Annotated in this window: 16 protein-coding genes and 1 tRNA gene; 11 read left to right on the top strand and 6 right to left on the bottom strand. The window is 54.3% G+C overall.

What is annotated here, in order from left to right; translation table 11 throughout:
- Window positions 1–70 precede the first annotated feature (70 nt).
- Window positions 71–1,240, top strand: coding sequence for a methionine adenosyltransferase (gene metK, locus DLM_RS00340; RefSeq protein WP_089083801.1), 1,170 nt, complete (start codon window positions 71–73; stop codon window positions 1,238–1,240).
- A gap of 147 nt (window positions 1,241–1,387) precedes the next feature.
- Here the strand turns inward: metK and DLM_RS00345 are convergent, their stop codons facing one another.
- Window positions 1,388–2,698: an ammonium transporter gene (locus DLM_RS00345; protein WP_089083800.1), complete on the bottom strand. Its 1,311-nt coding sequence runs from the start codon at window positions 2,696–2,698 to the stop codon at window positions 1,388–1,390.
- Between the two features lie 30 nt (window positions 2,699–2,728).
- On the bottom strand, window positions 2,729–3,067 hold the full coding sequence (glnK, locus tag DLM_RS00350; RefSeq protein ID WP_089083799.1) for a P-II family nitrogen regulator: 339 nt from the start codon (window positions 3,065–3,067) through the stop codon (window positions 2,729–2,731).
- 268 nt (window positions 3,068–3,335) lie between these two features.
- Here glnK and DLM_RS00355 point away from each other — a divergent pair, with 268 nt between their 5' ends.
- The 5 genes from DLM_RS00355 (at window position 3,336) to DLM_RS00375 (ending at window position 6,775) form a co-directional block, all read left to right on the top strand.
- Window positions 3,336–3,623 (top strand): accessory factor UbiK family protein, encoded by a 288-nt coding sequence (locus DLM_RS00355; protein ID WP_089083798.1) that lies wholly within the window; start codon window positions 3,336–3,338, stop codon window positions 3,621–3,623.
- A 6-nt stretch (window positions 3,624–3,629) separates the two neighbouring features.
- A complete protein-coding gene (locus tag DLM_RS00360; RefSeq protein WP_089083797.1) occupies window positions 3,630–5,129 on the top strand; it encodes a YifB family Mg chelatase-like AAA ATPase in 1,500 nt (499 codons plus the stop codon).
- A gap of 73 nt (window positions 5,130–5,202) precedes the next feature.
- Window positions 5,203–5,955, top strand: coding sequence for an SPOR domain-containing protein (locus DLM_RS00365; RefSeq protein WP_089083796.1), 753 nt, complete (start codon window positions 5,203–5,205; stop codon window positions 5,953–5,955).
- A gap of 26 nt (window positions 5,956–5,981) precedes the next feature.
- Window positions 5,982–6,599 carry a thiol:disulfide interchange protein DsbA/DsbL gene (locus tag DLM_RS00370; RefSeq protein WP_089083828.1) on the top strand — a complete coding sequence of 206 codons (618 nt, stop codon included), beginning with the start codon at window positions 5,982–5,984 and terminating at the stop codon, window positions 6,597–6,599.
- 99 nt (window positions 6,600–6,698) lie between these two features.
- A tRNA-Met gene (locus DLM_RS00375) sits at window positions 6,699–6,775 on the top strand.
- Between the two features lie 227 nt (window positions 6,776–7,002).
- Here DLM_RS00375 and purB read toward each other — a convergent pair.
- From purB to ffh, 3 genes are all read right to left on the bottom strand, one after another.
- Window positions 7,003–8,373 (bottom strand): adenylosuccinate lyase, encoded by a 1,371-nt coding sequence (gene purB, locus DLM_RS00380; protein WP_089083795.1) that lies wholly within the window; start codon window positions 8,371–8,373, stop codon window positions 7,003–7,005.
- A 66-nt stretch (window positions 8,374–8,439) separates the two neighbouring features.
- Window positions 8,440–9,342 carry an ATP-grasp domain-containing protein gene (locus DLM_RS00385; protein WP_089083794.1) on the bottom strand — a complete coding sequence of 301 codons (903 nt, stop codon included), beginning with the start codon at window positions 9,340–9,342 and terminating at the stop codon, window positions 8,440–8,442.
- Window positions 9,343–9,389: 47 nt separating this feature from the next.
- Entirely contained in the window at window positions 9,390–10,745 is a 1,356-nt protein-coding gene (gene ffh, locus DLM_RS00390) for a signal recognition particle protein (protein ID WP_089083793.1), read from the bottom strand.
- Window positions 10,746–10,823: 78 nt separating this feature from the next.
- On the opposite strand from ffh, the gene DLM_RS00395 reads away from it, so the two are divergent.
- Together DLM_RS00395 and DLM_RS00400 are read left to right on the top strand one after the other, a co-directional pair.
- Window positions 10,824–11,675 carry a cytochrome C assembly family protein gene (locus DLM_RS00395; RefSeq protein ID WP_231959958.1) on the top strand — a complete coding sequence of 284 codons (852 nt, stop codon included), beginning with the start codon at window positions 10,824–10,826 and terminating at the stop codon, window positions 11,673–11,675.
- Between the two features lie 48 nt (window positions 11,676–11,723).
- A complete protein-coding gene (locus tag DLM_RS00400) occupies window positions 11,724–12,083 on the top strand; it encodes a ComEA family DNA-binding protein (protein WP_089083791.1) in 360 nt (119 codons plus the stop codon).
- Between the two features lie 56 nt (window positions 12,084–12,139).
- On the opposite strand, the gene DLM_RS00405 is transcribed toward DLM_RS00400, so the two are convergent.
- Entirely contained in the window at window positions 12,140–13,531 is a 1,392-nt protein-coding gene (locus DLM_RS00405; RefSeq protein WP_089083790.1) for a cryptochrome/photolyase family protein, read from the bottom strand.
- A gap of 341 nt (window positions 13,532–13,872) precedes the next feature.
- Between DLM_RS00405 and DLM_RS00410 the strand changes: the two genes are divergently transcribed.
- From DLM_RS00410 to DLM_RS00420, 3 genes are all read left to right on the top strand, one after another.
- Entirely contained in the window at window positions 13,873–14,955 is a 1,083-nt protein-coding gene (locus DLM_RS00410; protein WP_089083789.1) for a porin, read from the top strand.
- A 197-nt stretch (window positions 14,956–15,152) separates the two neighbouring features.
- Window positions 15,153–16,865: a type IV-A pilus assembly ATPase PilB gene (pilB, locus tag DLM_RS00415; RefSeq protein WP_089083788.1), complete on the top strand. Its 1,713-nt coding sequence runs from the start codon at window positions 15,153–15,155 to the stop codon at window positions 16,863–16,865.
- 20 nt (window positions 16,866–16,885) lie between these two features.
- Window positions 16,886–18,106 (top strand): type II secretion system F family protein, encoded by a 1,221-nt coding sequence (locus DLM_RS00420; RefSeq protein ID WP_089083787.1) that lies wholly within the window; start codon window positions 16,886–16,888, stop codon window positions 18,104–18,106.
- Window position 18,107 lies beyond the last annotated feature (1 nt).

An 18,107-nucleotide genomic window follows, 5' to 3' on the forward strand; every position in this document is an offset into this window, starting at 1 on the left:
TCAGTGGTGATCGTAAAGCGGCCTATTTTATCATCACACTGTTTTGCTTTATTCGGGAATCAACAAACAAATGAGCGAATATCTGTTTACGTCGGAATCGGTATCGGAAGGCCATCCGGACAAAGTAGCCGACCAAATCTCCGATGCCATCCTCGATGCCATCCTGCGCGAAGACAAATACGCTCGCGTAGCAGCCGAAACCCTGGTCAACACCGGCCTGGTGGTGCTGGCTGGTGAAATCACCACCTCGGCCAATGTCGACTACATCAAGATTGCACGCGAGACCATCAAGCGCATCGGTTACGACAACTCCGAGCTGGGCTTCGACTACCACGGCTGCGCCGTCATGGCCTGCTACGACAAGCAATCGCAAGACATCGCCCAGGGCGTGAACGAAGGCGAAGGCCTGGACCTGAACCAGGGTGCTGGCGACCAGGGCCTGATGTTCGGCTATGCCTGCGACGAAACCCCGACGCTGATGCCTTTCCCCATCTACTACGCCCACCGTCTGGTACAGCGCCAGGCCGAACTGCGCAAGGATGGCCGCCTGCCGTGGCTGCGTCCGGATGCCAAGAGCCAGATCACCTGCGTGTACGACGGTGAAACCGGCCTGCCCAAGCGCATCGACACCGTGGTGCTGTCCACCCAGCACAGCCCGGAAATCGACCACAAGACCCTGACCGAAGCCGTCATCGAAGACATCATCAAGCCGGTCCTGCCGCCGGAAATGCTGACTGCCGAAACCAAATACCTGGTCAACCCGACCGGTCGCTTTGTCATTGGCGGCCCGATGGGCGACTGCGGCCTGACCGGTCGCAAGATCATTGTCGACACCTACGGTGGTGCCGCGCCGCACGGTGGTGGTGCTTTCTCCGGCAAGGACCCGTCCAAGGTAGACCGCTCGGCAGCCTATGCCGGTCGTTACGTGGCCAAGAACATCGTGGCTGCCGGCCTTGCCCGTCAGTGCCAGATCCAGGTTTCCTACGCCATTGGCGTGGCCGAGCCCACCTCGATTGCGGTGGATACCTTCGGCACCAACAAGATCCCGAACGAAAAGATCGTGGAACTGGTGAAGAAGCACTTCGACCTGCGCCCGAAAGGCATTATCCAGATGCTGGACCTGCTGCGCCCGATCTACGGCAAGACCGCCGCTTACGGCCACTTCGGCCGCGAAGAGCCGGAATTCACCTGGGAACGCACCGACAAGGTGGAAGCGCTGCGCAAGGATGCAGGGCTGTAAGCCAGTCTGTATTCATTGCCACAATCAAGAAAGCACCGGTCATCCGGTGCTTTTTTTATTCATCCGCAGCGCCTGCCGGCAGGCAAAAAAAGAGGGCGCCGAAGCGCCCCTAAGTCCCTTACCACAAAATCTGTCTAAGCGCGTGGCTTACTCCACACGTTCGCCGTGCAGTACCACGTCCAGGCCTTCGCGTTCTTCGTCTTCAGCCACACGCAGACCAACCACTACATCAATGATCTTCAGCAGGATGAAGGTGATGATGGCGCAGTACACCACGGTCACACCCACACCGATGGCCTGGGTGGCCAGGCTGCCTTCAGCACCGCCAATGCTCTTCACCGCAAACACGCCGGTCAGCAAGGCGCCAACGATACCGCCAACACCGTGTACACCGAAGGCATCCAGCGAGTCATCGTAGCCCAGCATATGCTTCAGGCCAGTGGCACCCCAGAAGCAAACCACGCCAGCTACAGCACCAATAATCAGAGCACCTTTGACATCCACGAAACCAGCAGCCGGGGTGATGGCTACCAGACCTGCCACTGCACCGGAAGCAATACCCAGTACCGACGGCTTTTTCTTGTGGATCCATTCCGCAAAGGTCCAGGCCAGCGCAGCAATCCCAGTGGCAACCTGCGTAGTCACCATGGCCATGCCGGCACGGCCATCAGCAGCGACTGCGGAGCCGGCATTGAAGCCGAACCAACCCACCCACAGCATGGAAGCGCCAATCAGGGTCAGGATCAGGTTGTGCGGCGGCATGGCTTCCTTGCCAAAGCCCACGCGCTTGCCCATCACCAGTGCACAAACCAAACCAGCAATACCTGCGTTGATATGCACCACGGTGCCGCCAGCGAAGTCCAGTACGCCTTGGCCACTCATCCAGCCGCCTGGTGCCCATACCCAGTGGGCAACCGGTACATAAACCAGCAAGGACCACAGCGCAGTGAAAATCAGCAGGGCAGAGAATTTCATCCGCTCAGCAAAGGCACCGGTAATCAGCGCCGGGGTGATGATGGCAAAAGTCATCTGGAACATCATGAACACTGATTCCGGAATCGAACCAGCGGACGGGTGAACGGCTACTTTCTTGGTGTCGGCAATGTAATCCATGCCGTCCAGGAAGACGCGACTCAAGTCGCCCAGGTAAGGTGTGCCGACCGTGAAGGCCAGGCTGTAACCCACCACAGCCCACAGCACGGTGACCAGCGCGGTGATGGCAAAGCTTTGCATCAAGGTGGACAGCACGTTCTTTTTGCGCACCATGCCGCCGTAGAACAGCGCCAGACCCGGAATGGTCATGAACAGCACCAGCGCGGTGGAGGTCAGCATCCAGGCGGTATCGCCGGAGTTGATCACCTTGAAATCGGCCATGGCCGGCCCGGCAGGTGCATCGGCCAGTACCGGCAAAGCCAGTGCAAGCAGGCCGCTACCCAATGCAGCAAGTTTCTTCTTCATTTGATTTCCCCTGTATGGCTATGCCGTGGCTTAAACCGCATCAATACCGGTTTCTCCGGTCCGGATCCGCACGATCTGTTCAAGTTCGAAGACAAAAATCTTGCCATCGCCGATTTTGCCGGTACGCGCCGACTTTTCGATGGCTTCAACCACCTGGTCCAGCAGGCTGTCATCAATGGCAATTTCCAACTTTACTTTCGGCAGGAAATCCACCACGTATTCCGCACCACGATACAGTTCGGTGTGGCCCTTCTGCCGGCCGAACCCCTTGACTTCCGTGACGGTAATCCCTTGTACGCCGATGGCGGATAGTGCTTCACGTACTTCATCAAGCTTGAATGGCTTGATCACGGCGGTGACCAGTTTCATGTTCACTCCTTTGCAATGGATCCAGATAGGTGTTTGCGTTGCTGATCTCACTACTGCACAAACCGTGCCAGCTTGCTATCTGCTTGTTGCTAAAGAATTTTCCTGATCAAAAAACGTATTTCCATGGTTTGATTCAGCCTTGGCACCATGCCGGAGCATTTATGATGAGCGTTTTGCACTGTATTGGTGCGGCGAGTGAAACTGCAGTGGCCAGGGGATTTTGCTAAACTCAACAGCAGCTTGTGTCCCCATCCCAAGGAGCATCGAAATGTTGAGTCAAAAGATTTTTGAAGAAATCAGCAACAAGATCAGCGATACCATTGCCGCCAGTCCGGCCAAGGATATCGAGAAAAACATCAAGGCCATGATGGCATCCACTTTCTCCCGCATGGATCTGGTGACCCGCGAAGAATTCGATGTGCAACAAGAGGTGCTGGTGCGTACCCGTGAAAAGCTGGCTGCGCTGGAAGCGCGTTTGGCCAAGCTTGAGTCTCAGGTCTTTCCTGAAGAAGCACTGGCCAAGTCAGAAGCTCAGGCAGAGCTGGGTCATTCCTGATACCGCATGGCGCTAGCACTGGTTGCAAGTCGCGCCCTGGCCGGCTTGCAAGCCCCGGAGGTTGCGGTGGAAGTCCATCTGGCCAATGGGCTGCCGCAGTTCACCATCGTTGGCTTGCCTGATACCGAGGTCAAAGAGAGTCGCGACAGGGTACGTGCTGCCATCATCAATTCCGGTTTCGAGTTTCCGGCACGCCGCATCACCGTCAATCTGGCTCCTGCAGACCTGCCCAAAGATTCTGGCCGGTTTGATCTGCCGATTGCCGTCGGGATTCTGGTGGCGGCAGGAATCATCCAGTGTCCCCACTTGTCTGACTATGAGTTTGCCGGTGAACTTGCGCTTAGCGGACAATTGCGCGGCGTCCGCGGCGCACTTGCCATGGCGTGTCAGACCAGCAGGGCAGGCAAGTCCTTCATTCTTCCCAGAGTAAGTGCTAACGAAGCGGCGCTGGTCGGATCTGGCCAGGTTTATGCCGCTGACAGTCTGTTGCAGGTCTGTGCGCATCTGAATGGTGTGCAGGCTTGTGATCTGGCCGAAGTCAACCTGGATGCAAGCCAGGACGTTTATCCTGATCTGGCTGACGTCAAAGGGCAAATGGCTGCGCGCTATGCCTTGGAAGTGGCCGCCGCTGGCGGGCATAGCCTGTTGTTTGTCGGGCCTCCGGGTACCGGCAAATCCATGCTGGCGGCGCGTCTTCCAGGCATATTGCCCGAGATGAGTGAGGAAGAGGCTCTGGCTTCTGCCGCGATACAGTCCTTGGGGTCTCAGGGCTTTAGAGCGGAGAAGTGGCGCCAGCGTCCCTTCAGGGCACCGCACCATACCGCGTCTGCGGTTGCCTTGGTCGGTGGCGGATCAGATCCGCGGCCGGGAGAAGTAAGTCTTGCACATCACGGGGTATTGTTTCTGGACGAGTTGCCGGAATTCGAACGTAAGGTGCTTGAAGTATTGCGTGAACCTTTGGAGTCACAGGTAATCAATATTTCCCGTGCCGGGAGGCAAGCCTGTTTTCCTGCTGACTTCCAGTTGCTGGCTGCCATGAATCCCTGCCCGTGCGGTTATATGGGGCATGCTTCCGGGCGATGTCAGTGTACCCCGGAGCAAATTGCCCGCTATGTGGGAAAGCTGTCTGGCCCGCTGCTGGACCGGATTGATATGCATGTACAGGTTCCTGCCTTGGCCGCAGGAGAACTTGCGTCAGTCAGCACAGGTGAAGCCAGCCCTCAGATACGCTTGCGTGTGCAGCAGGCTCGGGACCGGCAGTTGCAACGACAGGGCTGCTGTAATGCCAGGTTAAGTGGCTTGGCGCTGGAGCAGCACGCCTCCGCGGAGCCAGCGGCTCTGGCCTTACTGGCCGATGCGCTGGATCGGCTTGGATTGTCAGCAAGAAGCTATCACCGCATCCTGCGCATTGCCCGGACTATTGCTGATATGAACGGCGATTTGGGTTTAAATCGGCAGCACATGCTCCAGGCGATTCAATTACGCCGTAGCGGCCTGGCTTTGTGATTTCGTGAAATATATTTTCGTCTGGTTTTAATAGATAATGATCGGATTGCTTGAATGGAAATGGTAGTGGTACATGGCTAATCGTGATGTAAAGAATTCGTCCCGCTCGTCCTCATCCGGGCGTGCGCGTGCTGCCGGCAAGAGCGGTGGCGGCGGCATGGTGGCAGGGATTGTCATCGGCCTGATTGTAGGCGTGGCCGTCGCGGTTGGTCTGGCGATGTACCTCAACCGCTCGGCAACACCGTTTTCCAATCTGGAAAAGCTAGATCACAAGGCGGCAGCAGCCTCGTCGCCATCAACTGAGCTGTTGGAGCCGGGAACCAAGATCGCGGATGTGCAGGCACCGCCTCCGGTTGCATCTGCACCTGTAAAAGTGGAAGCCCCGGTAGCACCTGCGATGCCGCCGGAGACCCCTGCCGCAACCACCACCGTGCCTGCCACCAAGGCCAAGCCTGCCAGTCCATCGACCAATACTGGCAAGGATGAGCAGCGCTTCGACTTCTACAAGATACTGCCGGGCCAGGTTGATGCAGTGCCTGCAGACGGCAAGCCTGCTGCCAAAGATCGGGAACCTTCTGCTGCTGCGCCAGCCAAAAAGGTCTTTCTGCAACTGGGTGCGTTCCAGAACGAGAATGAAGCGGACAACCTGAAGGCCAAGCTGGCCTTGTTGGGGGTAGAAGCCAAGATCCAGTCCGTTTCGACCCCTGACAAGGGAATGGTGCATCGTGTCCGTGTCGGCCCGCTAAGCAAGCAGGAAGATGTCGATCGTGTGCGTGCCCAGTTGAAGCAGGATGGAATCAATGCTGCTGTAGTCAGGGCAGAGTGAACAAAATGAACGTCAAAGGACAAAAAATGAAAAAGTGGTTGTTGATGGCATTGCTGCTGGCTAGTGGTTTGGCAAATGCTGCATCCGAGCTTGGCAAGGATTATGTACTGATGGGCAAGCCGCAGCCGGTGGCCAATCCGAAAAAGGTTGAGGTAATCGAGTTTTTCTCCTACACCTGCATCCATTGTTTTCATCTGGACCCGCTGATCACCGCCTGGGCAAAGAAGAAGCCGGCTTATGTTGATTTCCGACGTGAGCAAATCGTGTGGCAAAAACCGATGGAAGGATTTGCCCGCCTGTTTGCCACGCTGAACGTGACTGGTTACATGGAGAAGCTGAATGCGCCGGTTTTTGATGCAGTGATGCAGCAAAAAATCAACCTGGCAGACCCGGCTGTGCTGAATGACTGGCTGAAGAAGCAGCCTGGCGTCAATCTGGCCAAGTTCATGCAAACCTATAACTCCTTCGGTATCAACAGTCAGGTTGCACGCGCCAGCCAGATCACACGCGCCTACAACATCGAAGGAACGCCTACCATTGTCGTGAATGGCAAGTATGCGCTGTCACCAGCTGCTCCGGAGCGTCTGATCGAAGTGCTTAATGACGTCATTGCCAAAGCCAAGGCGGAAAGCAATATCAAGTAATGCATGTCCCGATGGCAACGCCTGCATTCGCAGGCGTTTGCTTTTTTCGGACGAAAGCTTGACGCTTCGAGAAATAACAGGTACTATTCATTTCTCTGACGCGGGGTGGAGCAGTCTGGTAGCTCGTCGGGCTCATAACCCGAAGGTCGTAGGTTCGAATCCTGCCCCCGCAACCAAGTTTTCAAGAAAAGACCACTCTATTGAGTGGTCTTTTCTTGTGTGTGCGTAAGCACAGCTTTACATGCGTTCAGTTTGCTGTTCAGGAACGTATTCCCTCGAGTCATATTTTCGGGCCGTCTTCTTTGGAAGATGGCTCATTTCTTTTTCTGATGCATGCGTAAGGCAATGGGCAATAAAAAACCGCCTTCACCGAAGGCGGTTTGCTTGTCTGAATCAGGGATGATCAGATGCGTTTTGCCAGTTCTGCCGCCTTGCCAACGTAGGCAATCGGGGTCAGCTCCAGCAGGCGTACCTTTTCGGCTTCCGGAATTTCCAGACCCTTGATGAAGGCGGACAGTGTTTCGCGGGTAATGCCATCCTTGCCGCGGGTCAGCTCTTTCAGTTGTTCGTAAGGGTTGGGTACACCGTAGCGGCGCATTACGGTCTGGATCGGTTCGGCCAGCAATTCCCAGCTGCGACCCAATTCCTCGGTAATGGCTGCCGGATTGATTTCCAGCTTGTTCAAGCCCTTCAGGCAGGCCTTGAAGCCCAGCATGGTGTAGCCGAAGCCCACGCCCATATTGCGCAGTACGGTGGAGTCGGTCAGGTCGCGCTGCCAGCGGGAAACCGGCAGCTTTTCTGCCAGATGTTGCAGGATGGCATTGGCCATGCCCAGATTGCCTTCGGAGTTTTCGAAGTCGATCGGGTTGACCTTGTGCGGCATGGTGGAGCTGCCTACTTCATCCTTCTTCACTTTTTGCTTGAAGTAGCCCAGCGAGATATAGCCCCAGATGTCGCGGTTCAGGTCGATCAGGATGGTATTGATACGGCCCACCACCTGATACAGCTCGGCCATGTAGTCATGCGGCTCGATCTGGATGGTGTAGGGGTTGAAGGTGAGGCCCAGTCCGGAGACGAAGCGACCGCACAGGCTTTCCCAGTCGATTTGCGGATAAGCAACCAGATGCGCATTGTAGTTGCCAACCGCGCCGTTGATCTTGCCCAGGATTTCCTGCGACACCAGTTGTTCGCGTTGACGCTTCAGGCGATAAACGGTGTTGGCCAACTCCTTGCCCATGGTGGACGGTGTGGCGGGCTGACCATGGGTACGGCACATCATCGGCAGGTCGGCCAGTTCGTGTGCCAGCTGTTGCAGCTTGTGAATCACTTCGTCCAGGGCCGGCAATACCACGGTATTGCGTGCTGTCTTCAGCATCAGGGCATGTGACAGGTTGTTGATGTCTTCGGAGGTGCAGGCAAAGTGAATGAACTCGCTGGCTGCCATCACTTCGGCATTGCCGGACAGGCGTTCTTTCAGCCAGTATTCGATCGCTTTGACGTCATGGTTCGTGCGGGCTTCAATGGCCTTGACTTCTTCGCCGTGCTGCACAGTGAAGTTGGCAATGACGTCATCGATTTCACGGATGGTCGCTTCGGAGAAAGGTTTCACTTCCTCGATGCCCGGCTCGGCAGCCAGCATTTTCAGCCATTCCAGTTCAACCTTGATACGGAATTTCATCAGGCCATATTCGGAGAACAGGTTGCGCAAGCCTTCAACCTGGGCGGCGTAACGGCCATCCAGAGGACTCAGGGCGATCAGCGGGTTCAGATTCATGACGAGGTATTTCCAAGCGTGGTATGCCAGACATGCCGGCAGGTTTCAGTACATAACAAATCGGTTTTACAGCGAGACCAAGCGGCGTGCTAATCCACTGGCCAGGCTATCGGCGGCTTCAGGCCGATAGCGGAAAAACAGTTCTGGCTCAATCATTTCCATTTCCATGATGGCCAGCTTTCCTGCGTTATCGCGAATGATGTCAACACGTGCATACAACACATCAAACGGAATCGCCGCAATGGCCTTTTCCGCAAACTGCTGCTCTTCATGGCTGGCCATGTGCGGATGGACGCTGCCGCCATGATCATCCTGTACCCGGAAGTCACCTTTTTGTGGTGTCTTGCGGATAGCATGGCTGAAACAGCCGTCAATCACCATCAGTGATAACTCACCTTCGGCCAGAACGGCGTGTTGAAAGGGTTGCAACAACATGGACTCCTGTTGAAGCAGTTCAGCAAAAGTAGCTTCCAGTTCCTGCACGTTTGCTGATGAAATACGATAGGTATGCCGCGCAGAGCCGGAAACGACGGGCTTGAGAATGGCATCCGTCCAGCCGGTTTCCGCCAGGCATTGTGCCAGCGTGCGTCTATCACCCATTTCAATGTAGTGGGTCTTCACTATATTGATGCCTTTTTCTGCAATGAATCGCAGATAGTGCTTGTCGATGTTCCACTGGATGAGTTCCGCACAGTTGAAGAGCCGTGTCTGGCTAGTCACCTTTTTCAGCCAGTGGCTGAATTCGGTGTAGCGGTCAAAGTAATCCCAAGTGGTACGAAACAGCAGGCTGCTGGTGTGTTGCCAGTCAAAATCCGGGTCATCCCAGGCTTTGCGCGTCACACGCAGTCCCTGTTTTTCCAAGGCGTTTATTACCAGCCCGTCTTCTTGGTGGACCTGCTTGCTGTACCAGTCAGCGGCATCCAGCTCCAGCAGTGCTTGCTTGGTCAAAACGACTACATCAAAGTGCATGCATTTCCTTCATATCAAGAAAAACGGGTGACTCGCACCCGTTTTGCTTACATTCCCGGCATCATGCCTTTCATGCCACGCATCATTTTCATCAGCCCGCCTTTGGCGGAAAACTGTTTCATCATTTTCTGCGTCTGCTCAAACTGGTTGAGCAAGCGGTTTACCTCTTGCACCGTCACACCCGAACCCGCAGCAATCCGACGCTTGCGGCTTGCCTTGAGTAATTCCGGCTTGCGGCGCTCCTCCATGGTCATCGAGTTGATGATGCCCTCAATGCGACGCATGGATTTTTCGGCCTCTGCCCCCTGAATACCCTTGGCCATCTGGCCCAGTTGCCCCGGCATTTTTTCCAGCAGATTCGACATGCCGCCCATTTTTTTCATCTGCTGCATTTGTGCCTTGAAGTCCTCCAGATCGAATCCTTTGCCGGACTTCAGCTTTTTGGCCATGGCCGCGGCCTCGTCCTGATCGATGCCCTTTTGGACCTCCTCGATCAGAGACAGCACATCGCCCATGCCCAAGATACGGCTGGCAATGCGATCCGGGTGGAAGGGTTCCAGGCCGCTGACTTTTTCACCAACGCCAATGAATTTGATCGGCTTGCCAGTAATGTGGCGTACGGACAGCGCCGCACCGCCACGGGAGTCGCCATCCATCTTGGTCAGGATCACGCCGGTCAGCGGCAATGCCTCGTTAAAGGCCTGGGCAGTATTGACTGCATCCTGGCCTTGCATGGCATCCACCACGAACAGGGTTTCCACCGGGTTGATTGCCGCGTGGACCGCCTTGATTTCCGCCATCATGGCTTCGTCAATCGCTAGGCGACCCGCCGTATCCACCATCAGGACATCAAAGAAATGTCGCTTGGCGTGGTCCACTGCGGCACGGGCAATATCTACAGGCTTTTGGTTTCCATCCGACGGAAACCATTCGACGCCTACCTGTTCTGCCAGCAGCTTCAATTGCTCAATGGCCGCCGGGCGGTAAACGTCGGCAGAAACAACCAGAACCTTTTTCTTCTGTGTCTCTTTAAGCAGTTTTGCTAGTTTGCCAACCGTGGTGGTTTTACCGGCACCCTGCAGACCGGCCATCAGGACGATGGCAGGCGGTACGGCGGCCAGATTGAGGGCGTCGTTCTTTTCGCCCATCAACTTGACCAGTTCGTCATTGACTACGCCAACCAGCGCCTGGCCTGGCGTCAGGCTGCCCATTACTTCTTGGCCAAGGGCGCGCTCCTTGATCTGCGCAATGAAGGCCTTGACGACGGGTAGTGCGACGTCTGCTTCCAGCAGTGCCATTCGCACTTCGCGCAGGGCGTCCTGGATATTGGTTTCTGTCAGGCGGGCGTTGCCGCGCAGGTTCTTGATGACGCCGGACAGGCGGTTGGTCAGGTTGTCTAACATGCTGAGTCCTTCTGTCTGCCAACAAGGGACAGGTTGGTGTAGACTTTCAAACTATCGATTTTACCACGAGCTGCCGGGTTGACGCCCGCAAATGATGGCGCTAACACCATGACTGCCTTTCTCTTTGTACTGACAATACTGCTGATCTTCGCCTATGGCGGTCTTTCATGGCATTTCATCGGCAACTGGAAAGGTGTTGCCAGTTTGCCGCGCAATCCTCGTTTCGAGCACACCATGCTGGGCGTGTTGCTGTTGCTGCATGCCTATGCGGTGATGTCGCCGCTCACCGAAGGGGCGATGATTTCCCTGGGCGTAGGGCGTGCCCTGTCTGTTGTTGTGTGGATGATGCTGGTCATTTATTGGACATGCAGTTTCTTTTACCGGGTTGAAGGATTACAGCTGTTTATGATGCCACTTGCCATGCTGACCCTGGCTTTTGCCTTGGTTTTTCCTGGTGAGCACATCATGCATGATCTGGGCAACCCTGCTTTTGCACTGCATGTATTAGTCTCGATTGTGGCTTACAGTTTGTTTGCCATTGCTGCCCTGCTGGCTGTCCTGATGCTGTTTCTTGAGAAGGCCTTGCATGGCAAGCGCTGGCTGGCACTGGTACGTCAACTGCCACCGTTGTTGTCACTGGAAAAAATGATGTTTCAGGTGATTGGCCTTGGCTTCATGCTGCTGACCGTATCCCTGTTTACCGGAGTCGTGTTTTCAGAGGAAGTGTTTGGCAAGGCTGTGGCTATCAGCCACAAAACTGTTTTTTCGGTGATTTCATGGCTGTTGTTTGCCGCCTTGTTGCTTGGTCGTCGTTTCAAGGGGTGGCGTGGCAAGGTGGCAATCCGCTGGACCCTGGCCGGGTTTGGTGCATTGCTGCTTGCCTACATCGGTAGCAAGGTTGTGCTGGAGTTGTTGTTGCATCGTGCCTGATTTGTCGGTCTTGTTTTCTTAAATATCTGCATATGAAGGAGCTGCTACATGAAAAAACTATTGGCCATGATGGTTGGTTTGTTTTTTGTCTGCGCATCGGCACTGGCTGCCATCAATATCAATACTGCAACACAGCAGCAACTGGAAAGCCTGAACGGCATTGGGCCAGTCAAGGCCAAGGCCATCATTGATTATCGAAGCAAGAATGGTGCATTCAAATCAGTGGATGACCTGAAGAACGTTTCCGGCATTGGTGAAAAGACGTTGGAGAAGCTGAAGAAAGATATCAGTATCAGCGGTTCCAGCTCTGCTGTCCCAGGCGCTGCGGTAGCGGCCAAGCCAGCAGTTCCTGCTGCGAAGTCGGCGGCACTAAAGAAAGATGCCTCCAAGCCCGTAGCCAAGAAATAGTTCTGGCTTTGATTGCATGAATAAAGCGCCCGCAGGGCGCTTTATTCATGTCGGGATCAGGTTTTGCCAAAAAGTGCCAAAGCCCTTTGCCGCTGTGTGGCATGGTCAACCAGTGGCTTGGGATAGTCCCGTCCTAGTTGGAATCCCATGGGTAGGCTCTTGGCTAGCCAAGGCGCATGGATGTCTTTGTTGTTCAGCTGTGCGAGTTCCGGCAGATAGCGACGAATGAACTTGCCTTCCGGGTCGAATTTTTCTGATTGTGTAACCGGGTTGAAAATGCGGAAGTAGGGTTGGGCATCGCAGCCGGTTGAAGCGGCCCATTGCCAACCGCCATTATTAGCCGCCAGATCGAAATCAAGCAGTTTGGCAGCAAAGTAGGCCTCTCCTTTACGCCAGTCAATCAGTAAGTCTTTGACCAGAAAGCTCGCTGTAATCATCCGTAAGCGGTTGTGCATGTAACCGCTTTGGTTCAGTTGACGCATGGCTGCGTCTACAATCGGGTAGCCGGTACGCCCCTCTTGCCAAGCCAACAGCCAATCCGCTTTGTTCTCAAATGTCAGCGACCGGTACTCTTCTTTGAAACTCTCTTGCGCTACGACGGGGTAATGCCACAGCAGCTGCTGGTAGAAATCCCGCCAAATCAGCTCTCCAAGCCAGCACTGGGCGCCATCTCCACCTTGTTGCCAGGCCAGTTGTGCCAGCGTTCTGATTGAAATCGTGCCAAAACGCAGGTGTGTTGAAAGATAAGACACGCCCTTGCTTGCCGGGAAGTCACGCCATTCCTTGTAGTGATCAATGCGCCTCATGAAGTCGCTAAGGAGCTGCTCGGCGGCCTGGCTTCCGCCTTGCAAGCGACTCATGCCTTCTGCAAAGCCTAACTCGGCAAGTGAGACGGTGGCTGGTGTTTGCCACTTTTCAAGCTGTCGCAAGTAATAGCGGGTGGGGTAGCTTTGCAAAAAGAAACTGTTTGCCTTTTTCAGCCAGGCGTTCTTGTAAGGTGTGAACACCGTGTACGGGCGGTGCGTGGTGGTGAGTACCTCATCGGTTTCAAAAATGACCTGATCCTTGAAAAGTTGTAAGGAGCATCCCTGTTGCTCCAGTGCTTGGGCCACTCTTGTATCACGTAGGGTTGCCTGTGGTTCGTAATCACGATTGGCAAATACGGCGCAGGCATTCCATTGCCGCGCCAGCATCGGGAGCACTGTTTCCGCGGAGCCGTGGGCTACATGCAAGTCACTACCGGCATCTTGCAGGTCTTGTCGTAGTGCGCTTACGGATTGCCAGATAAAGTCGATACGCCTGTCTGATGCATCGAGGTGATCGAGAATGTCGGTATCAAAAACGAACAGGCAGCGAACAGGGTATCCTGCTTTAAGGGCATGGTAGAGGCCTGCATTGTCGTCAAGGCGCAGGTCGCGGCGGAACCAGAAGATGAGTGGTTTGGACATGATGATTGATGCCGGTTCTGTCGTGTTGTGGAATGTATCCCGGTGATTATTAGCATTTTTGCAACACTTTGCAGGGTTTGTTGTATTTTTGGTTTAGTGTGTTTTCAGGTTTTATTTTTGTAAAAAATCAATTAAATCATTAACTTGCTATGTTTTTTTGTGGGGTTTGCTGCGTGGTGAGTGGCAGGTGCTGCTGCGATGTTTTGTATTTTTGCAACGAGCGCTTTATATTTCAGCCAGCAACCAGCCGATCATTCGGCGGTGAAAAAATGTCCGGGAGCCTTTGCGGTATCAAGGCAATCTAACAGGACTACATTAACTGACTTCGAAAGGAATTAGCGATGAACAAGAAGCTGATCGCCCTGGCTCTGGCCGCTCTGCCGGTAGCCCACGCAATGGCTGATGTAACCATTTACGGCACCATCGAAGCCGATATGGAAAGCAGCAAGACTTTTGCTGCAAACAAGGCTGCTGGTAACACTGGCAAGCTGAAGTCCAATACTCGTATTGACGATACCGGCTCCCTGATCGGTTTCAAGGGCAACGAAGACCTGGGCAACGGCCTGAAGGCCATCTGGCAGGTTGAGCAAGCTCTGAACATCGACGGCACTTCCGGTGATAATTCCGGTAACGGCGGCAGCAATACTTTTGCAAGCCGCGATTCCTTCGTTGGCCTGCAAGGCGCTTTCGGTAAGGTACGCCTGGGTAAGCTGAGCACCTTCCTGAACTCTGATGCTGGTACTCCGGACGCTTGGATCTACGGTAACCAAGGTGTGAATGGTCTGTCCTACAGCTCCATCAATCAGCTGGATACTCGCGTTAACAACGCCATCCGTTACGACATCCCTGAGTTTGTTGCTGGTCTGAGCGGCGCTGTTGTTTACGGTGTTGATGAAACCACCGTAAACAATAAGAAGAACCAATGGAGCATTGGTGCTTCTTACACCAACTCCGGTTACTTCGGTACTTTCGGCTACGTACGCACTGCTAATGCCATCGGTACTGACAAGGCTTCCAACTACTGGCGTCTGGAAGGTGGCTACAACGCCAACAACATCCTGGCTGCTGCTTACTACGGTCATTCCAAGCTGAGTTCCGATGTTATCTCCAGTAACTTTGCTGGCTCGACCACTATTGGTACTTCTGGCGTGACCCACAAAGAAGCTGGTCTGACCCTGGGTTACACCATCGGTGCCATTACTCCGAAGTTCTCCTACGGTCGTGTATGGGGCGCTTCGGTTGAAGGCGGCTCCGATATCAAGGGTCACCTGAACCAGTACGTACTGGGTGCTGACTATGCTCTGAGCAAGCGTACCACTGCTTACGCTTCCTACGGCTACGTTCAGAACACCTATCGTGATTCCACCGACACCAAGTACTCTAACGAGCACACTGTTGCCGTTGGCGTTCAGCACAAGTTCTAATTCTCGTTTAGAGAGTTAAACTTAAGAAAAAGGACTGCTTCGGCAGTCCTTTTTTTATGCAGTTGCATTATGCTGCCAAGGTTTGCCGGGCGATGAGGCCTGTTACCGATGGTGCTGCCACTTTGTCCTTACAGCACATATAATGGCGAGCATGCGGTATGGTCAGGCATGCAGGTAGGAATTTGCAAAGGGATGGTATGGAAGCTTCTGCGGGGATATCCGGCCTTGGGCGGGCGCTGGTACAAAACAATGCACTGCTGTTGCAGGATGCCGAGGCTATTCAGCGTCAAGCACAGGCTTCAAACATCAGTTTCGTTGAGCAGTTGATTGTCAGCAAGAAGATGTCCGCAGTCGATGTGGCTGCATTTGCTTCCCGAGTGTTTGGCTATCCCTTGCTGGACATGGGGTCTATCGATCCGACGCAGCTACCCAAGGGCTTGGTGGATGAGGAGCTGATTGGCAGTCGTCGGCTGGTTCCCTTATTCAAGCGTGGTAACAAACTGTTCATCGGCACTTCCGATCCTACCCAGACCTCCGCTTTTCATGCCATCACCTTCAAGACGGGACTGACCGTCGAGGTAGTGGTGGTTGAGGATGACAAGCTATCCAAGGTGATCGGCAAGTACACCGAAGATGCGTCTGCGGCCATCAAAGCGCTGGAGAATGAAGATTTTGGCGATCTGGAGTTTGTTGATCCGGATGCACCAACGCCACACAGTGAAACCAATCAACCCGATGTGGATGATGCCCCTGTGGTCAAATTCATCCACAAGGTCTTGCTGGATGCCATCAATGGCGGTGCCTCCGATGTACATTTCGAGCCTTACGAAAAGTTTTACCGCATCCGCTACCGTGTCGATGGCCAGTTGAAGGAAATTGCCCAGCCTCCTTTGCTGCTGAAAGAGAAAATTGCTTCCCGGATCAAGGTGATTTCACGGCTTGATATTTCTGAAAAGCGCGTACCGCAGGATGGCCGTCTGAAACTGGTATTATCCAAATCGCATTCCATTGATTTCCGTGTCAGCACCTTGCCGACCTTGTTCGGTGAAAAAATCGTGATGCGTATTCTGGACTCCTCGGCAGCATCGTTGGACATTGAGCAGCTGGGGTTTGAGCCGGAACAGAAACAGATGCTGCTGGATGCCATTGGCCGGCCATATGGCATGGTGCTGGTAACTGGTCCGACCGGTAGTGGCAAGACGGTATCGCTATATACATGCCTGAATATCCTGAACAAGCCGGATATCAATATTTCCACGGCGGAAGATCCGGTCGAGATCAACTTGCCTGGTATCAATCAGGTCAACGTCAACGAGAAGGCTGGGCTGACGTTTTCCTCGGCACTGAAAGCCTTCCTGCGTCAGGATCCGGATGTCATCATGGTGGGTGAAATCCGGGACTTTGAAACCGCCGATATTTCCATCAAGGCGGCCCAAACAGGTCATATGGTTTTTTCCACCTTGCACACCAATAATGCGCCGGCTACGCTGACCCGTTTGCTGAACATGGGCGTGGCACCGTTCAATGTGGCCAGCTCGGTATTGCTGATCATGGCGCAGCGGTTGGCGCGCCGCCTGTGCAATCATTGCAAGGCACCGGTTGATATTCCGGAGCCAGCTCTGCTCAGGGCCGGCTTCCGTCCTGAAGAGCTGGATGGTAGCTGGAAACCGTACGGGCCTGTCGGTTGTGATGAGTGTCGTGGTTCCGGCTATAAAGGCCGTACTGGCATTTATGAAGTCATGCCGATCAGTGATGCGATGACACGTTTGATCATGCAAAATGGCACGGCAATCGATATCAATGATCTGGCCCTTAAAGAAGGGATGATCGATCTGCGACATGCTGGTCTGCTGAAAGTCAAGAAAGGGCTGACCTCCTTGGCCGAAATCGAGGCTGTGACCAACGACTGAGTATAAGAAAGATACGCACCATGGCAAGCGTGGCGAAAAAGGTAAACCCTGGGTTTATCTGGGAATGGGAAGGCAAGGACCGATCCGGCAAGGTGATTCGCGGCGAATTGCGCGCAGAAACCGAAGCGGTTGCCAAAACGCAGTTGCGCCGGCAGGGCATCAATGTCGTCAAGGTGAAACGGCGCCGCAGCGGATTCGGTCGCAAGATCACGGAGAAGGATATCACCCTGTTCACGCGTCAGCTCTCCACCATGATGCGTGCCGGGGTTCCCTTGTTGCAGGCATTTGACATTGCCGCCAAGGGGCATGGCAATCCGGCGGTTACCAAAATGTTGCTGGAAGTCCGCGCTGATGTGGAAACCGGCCTGTCTTTGGCTGAGGCGTTTCGCAAGCGACCGCTCTATTTCGACAAGCTGTTCTGTAACCTGATTGCAGCAGGTGAAACCGGTGGTGTGCTGGATTCCCTGCTGGATAAACTGGCCACCTACAAAGAAAAGGTCATGGCGATCAAGGGCAAGATCAAGTCCGCCATGATTTACCCTACTGCGATTGTTGCCACGGCCTTCATTATTACCGCCGTGATCATGATTTACGTGATCCCTGCGTTTAAGGATCTGTTTTCCAGCTTTGGTGCTGATTTGCCGGCCCCGACATTAGTGGTGATCTGGCTGTCCGACTTTTTTGTGCATTGGTGGTGGCTGATATTTGGCAGCATCTTTGGTGCCATTTTTGCCTTTTTCTACGCGTTCAAGCGCACACCCAAGCTGCAGGAACAGTTTGACCGCATCCTGCTCAAGCTGCCGGTGATTGGCGATATCATCCGCAAGGCAACCATTGCACGCTGGTCGCGTACTTTGTCCACGCTGTTTGCTGCCGGGGTGCCGCTGGTTGAAGCGCTGGATTCGGTGGGCGGTGCCTCCGGCAATCAGGTGTACAGCGAGGCCACCAAGCTGATCCAGAATGATGTCAGTACGGGTTCCAGCCTGAGTTACTCCATGCAGCGTACCGGTCTGTTTCCCAACATGGTGCTGCAGATGACATCCATCGGTGAAGAGTCGGGCTCACTCGACCAGATGTTGGACAAGATTGCCGACTTCTATGAAGAGGAGGTCGATAATGCGGTTGCATCTTTGTCCAGTTTGCTCGAGCCGGCCATCATGGTCATCCTTGGCGTGTTGATTGGCGGTCTGGTTATCGCCATGTACATGCCGATTTTCAAGATGGGCCAGGTGGTAGGATAAG

This window comes from Aquitalea magnusonii (assembly GCF_002217795.2).
In the GTDB taxonomy this organism is placed as follows: domain Bacteria; phylum Pseudomonadota; class Gammaproteobacteria; order Burkholderiales; family Chromobacteriaceae; genus Aquitalea; species Aquitalea magnusonii_B.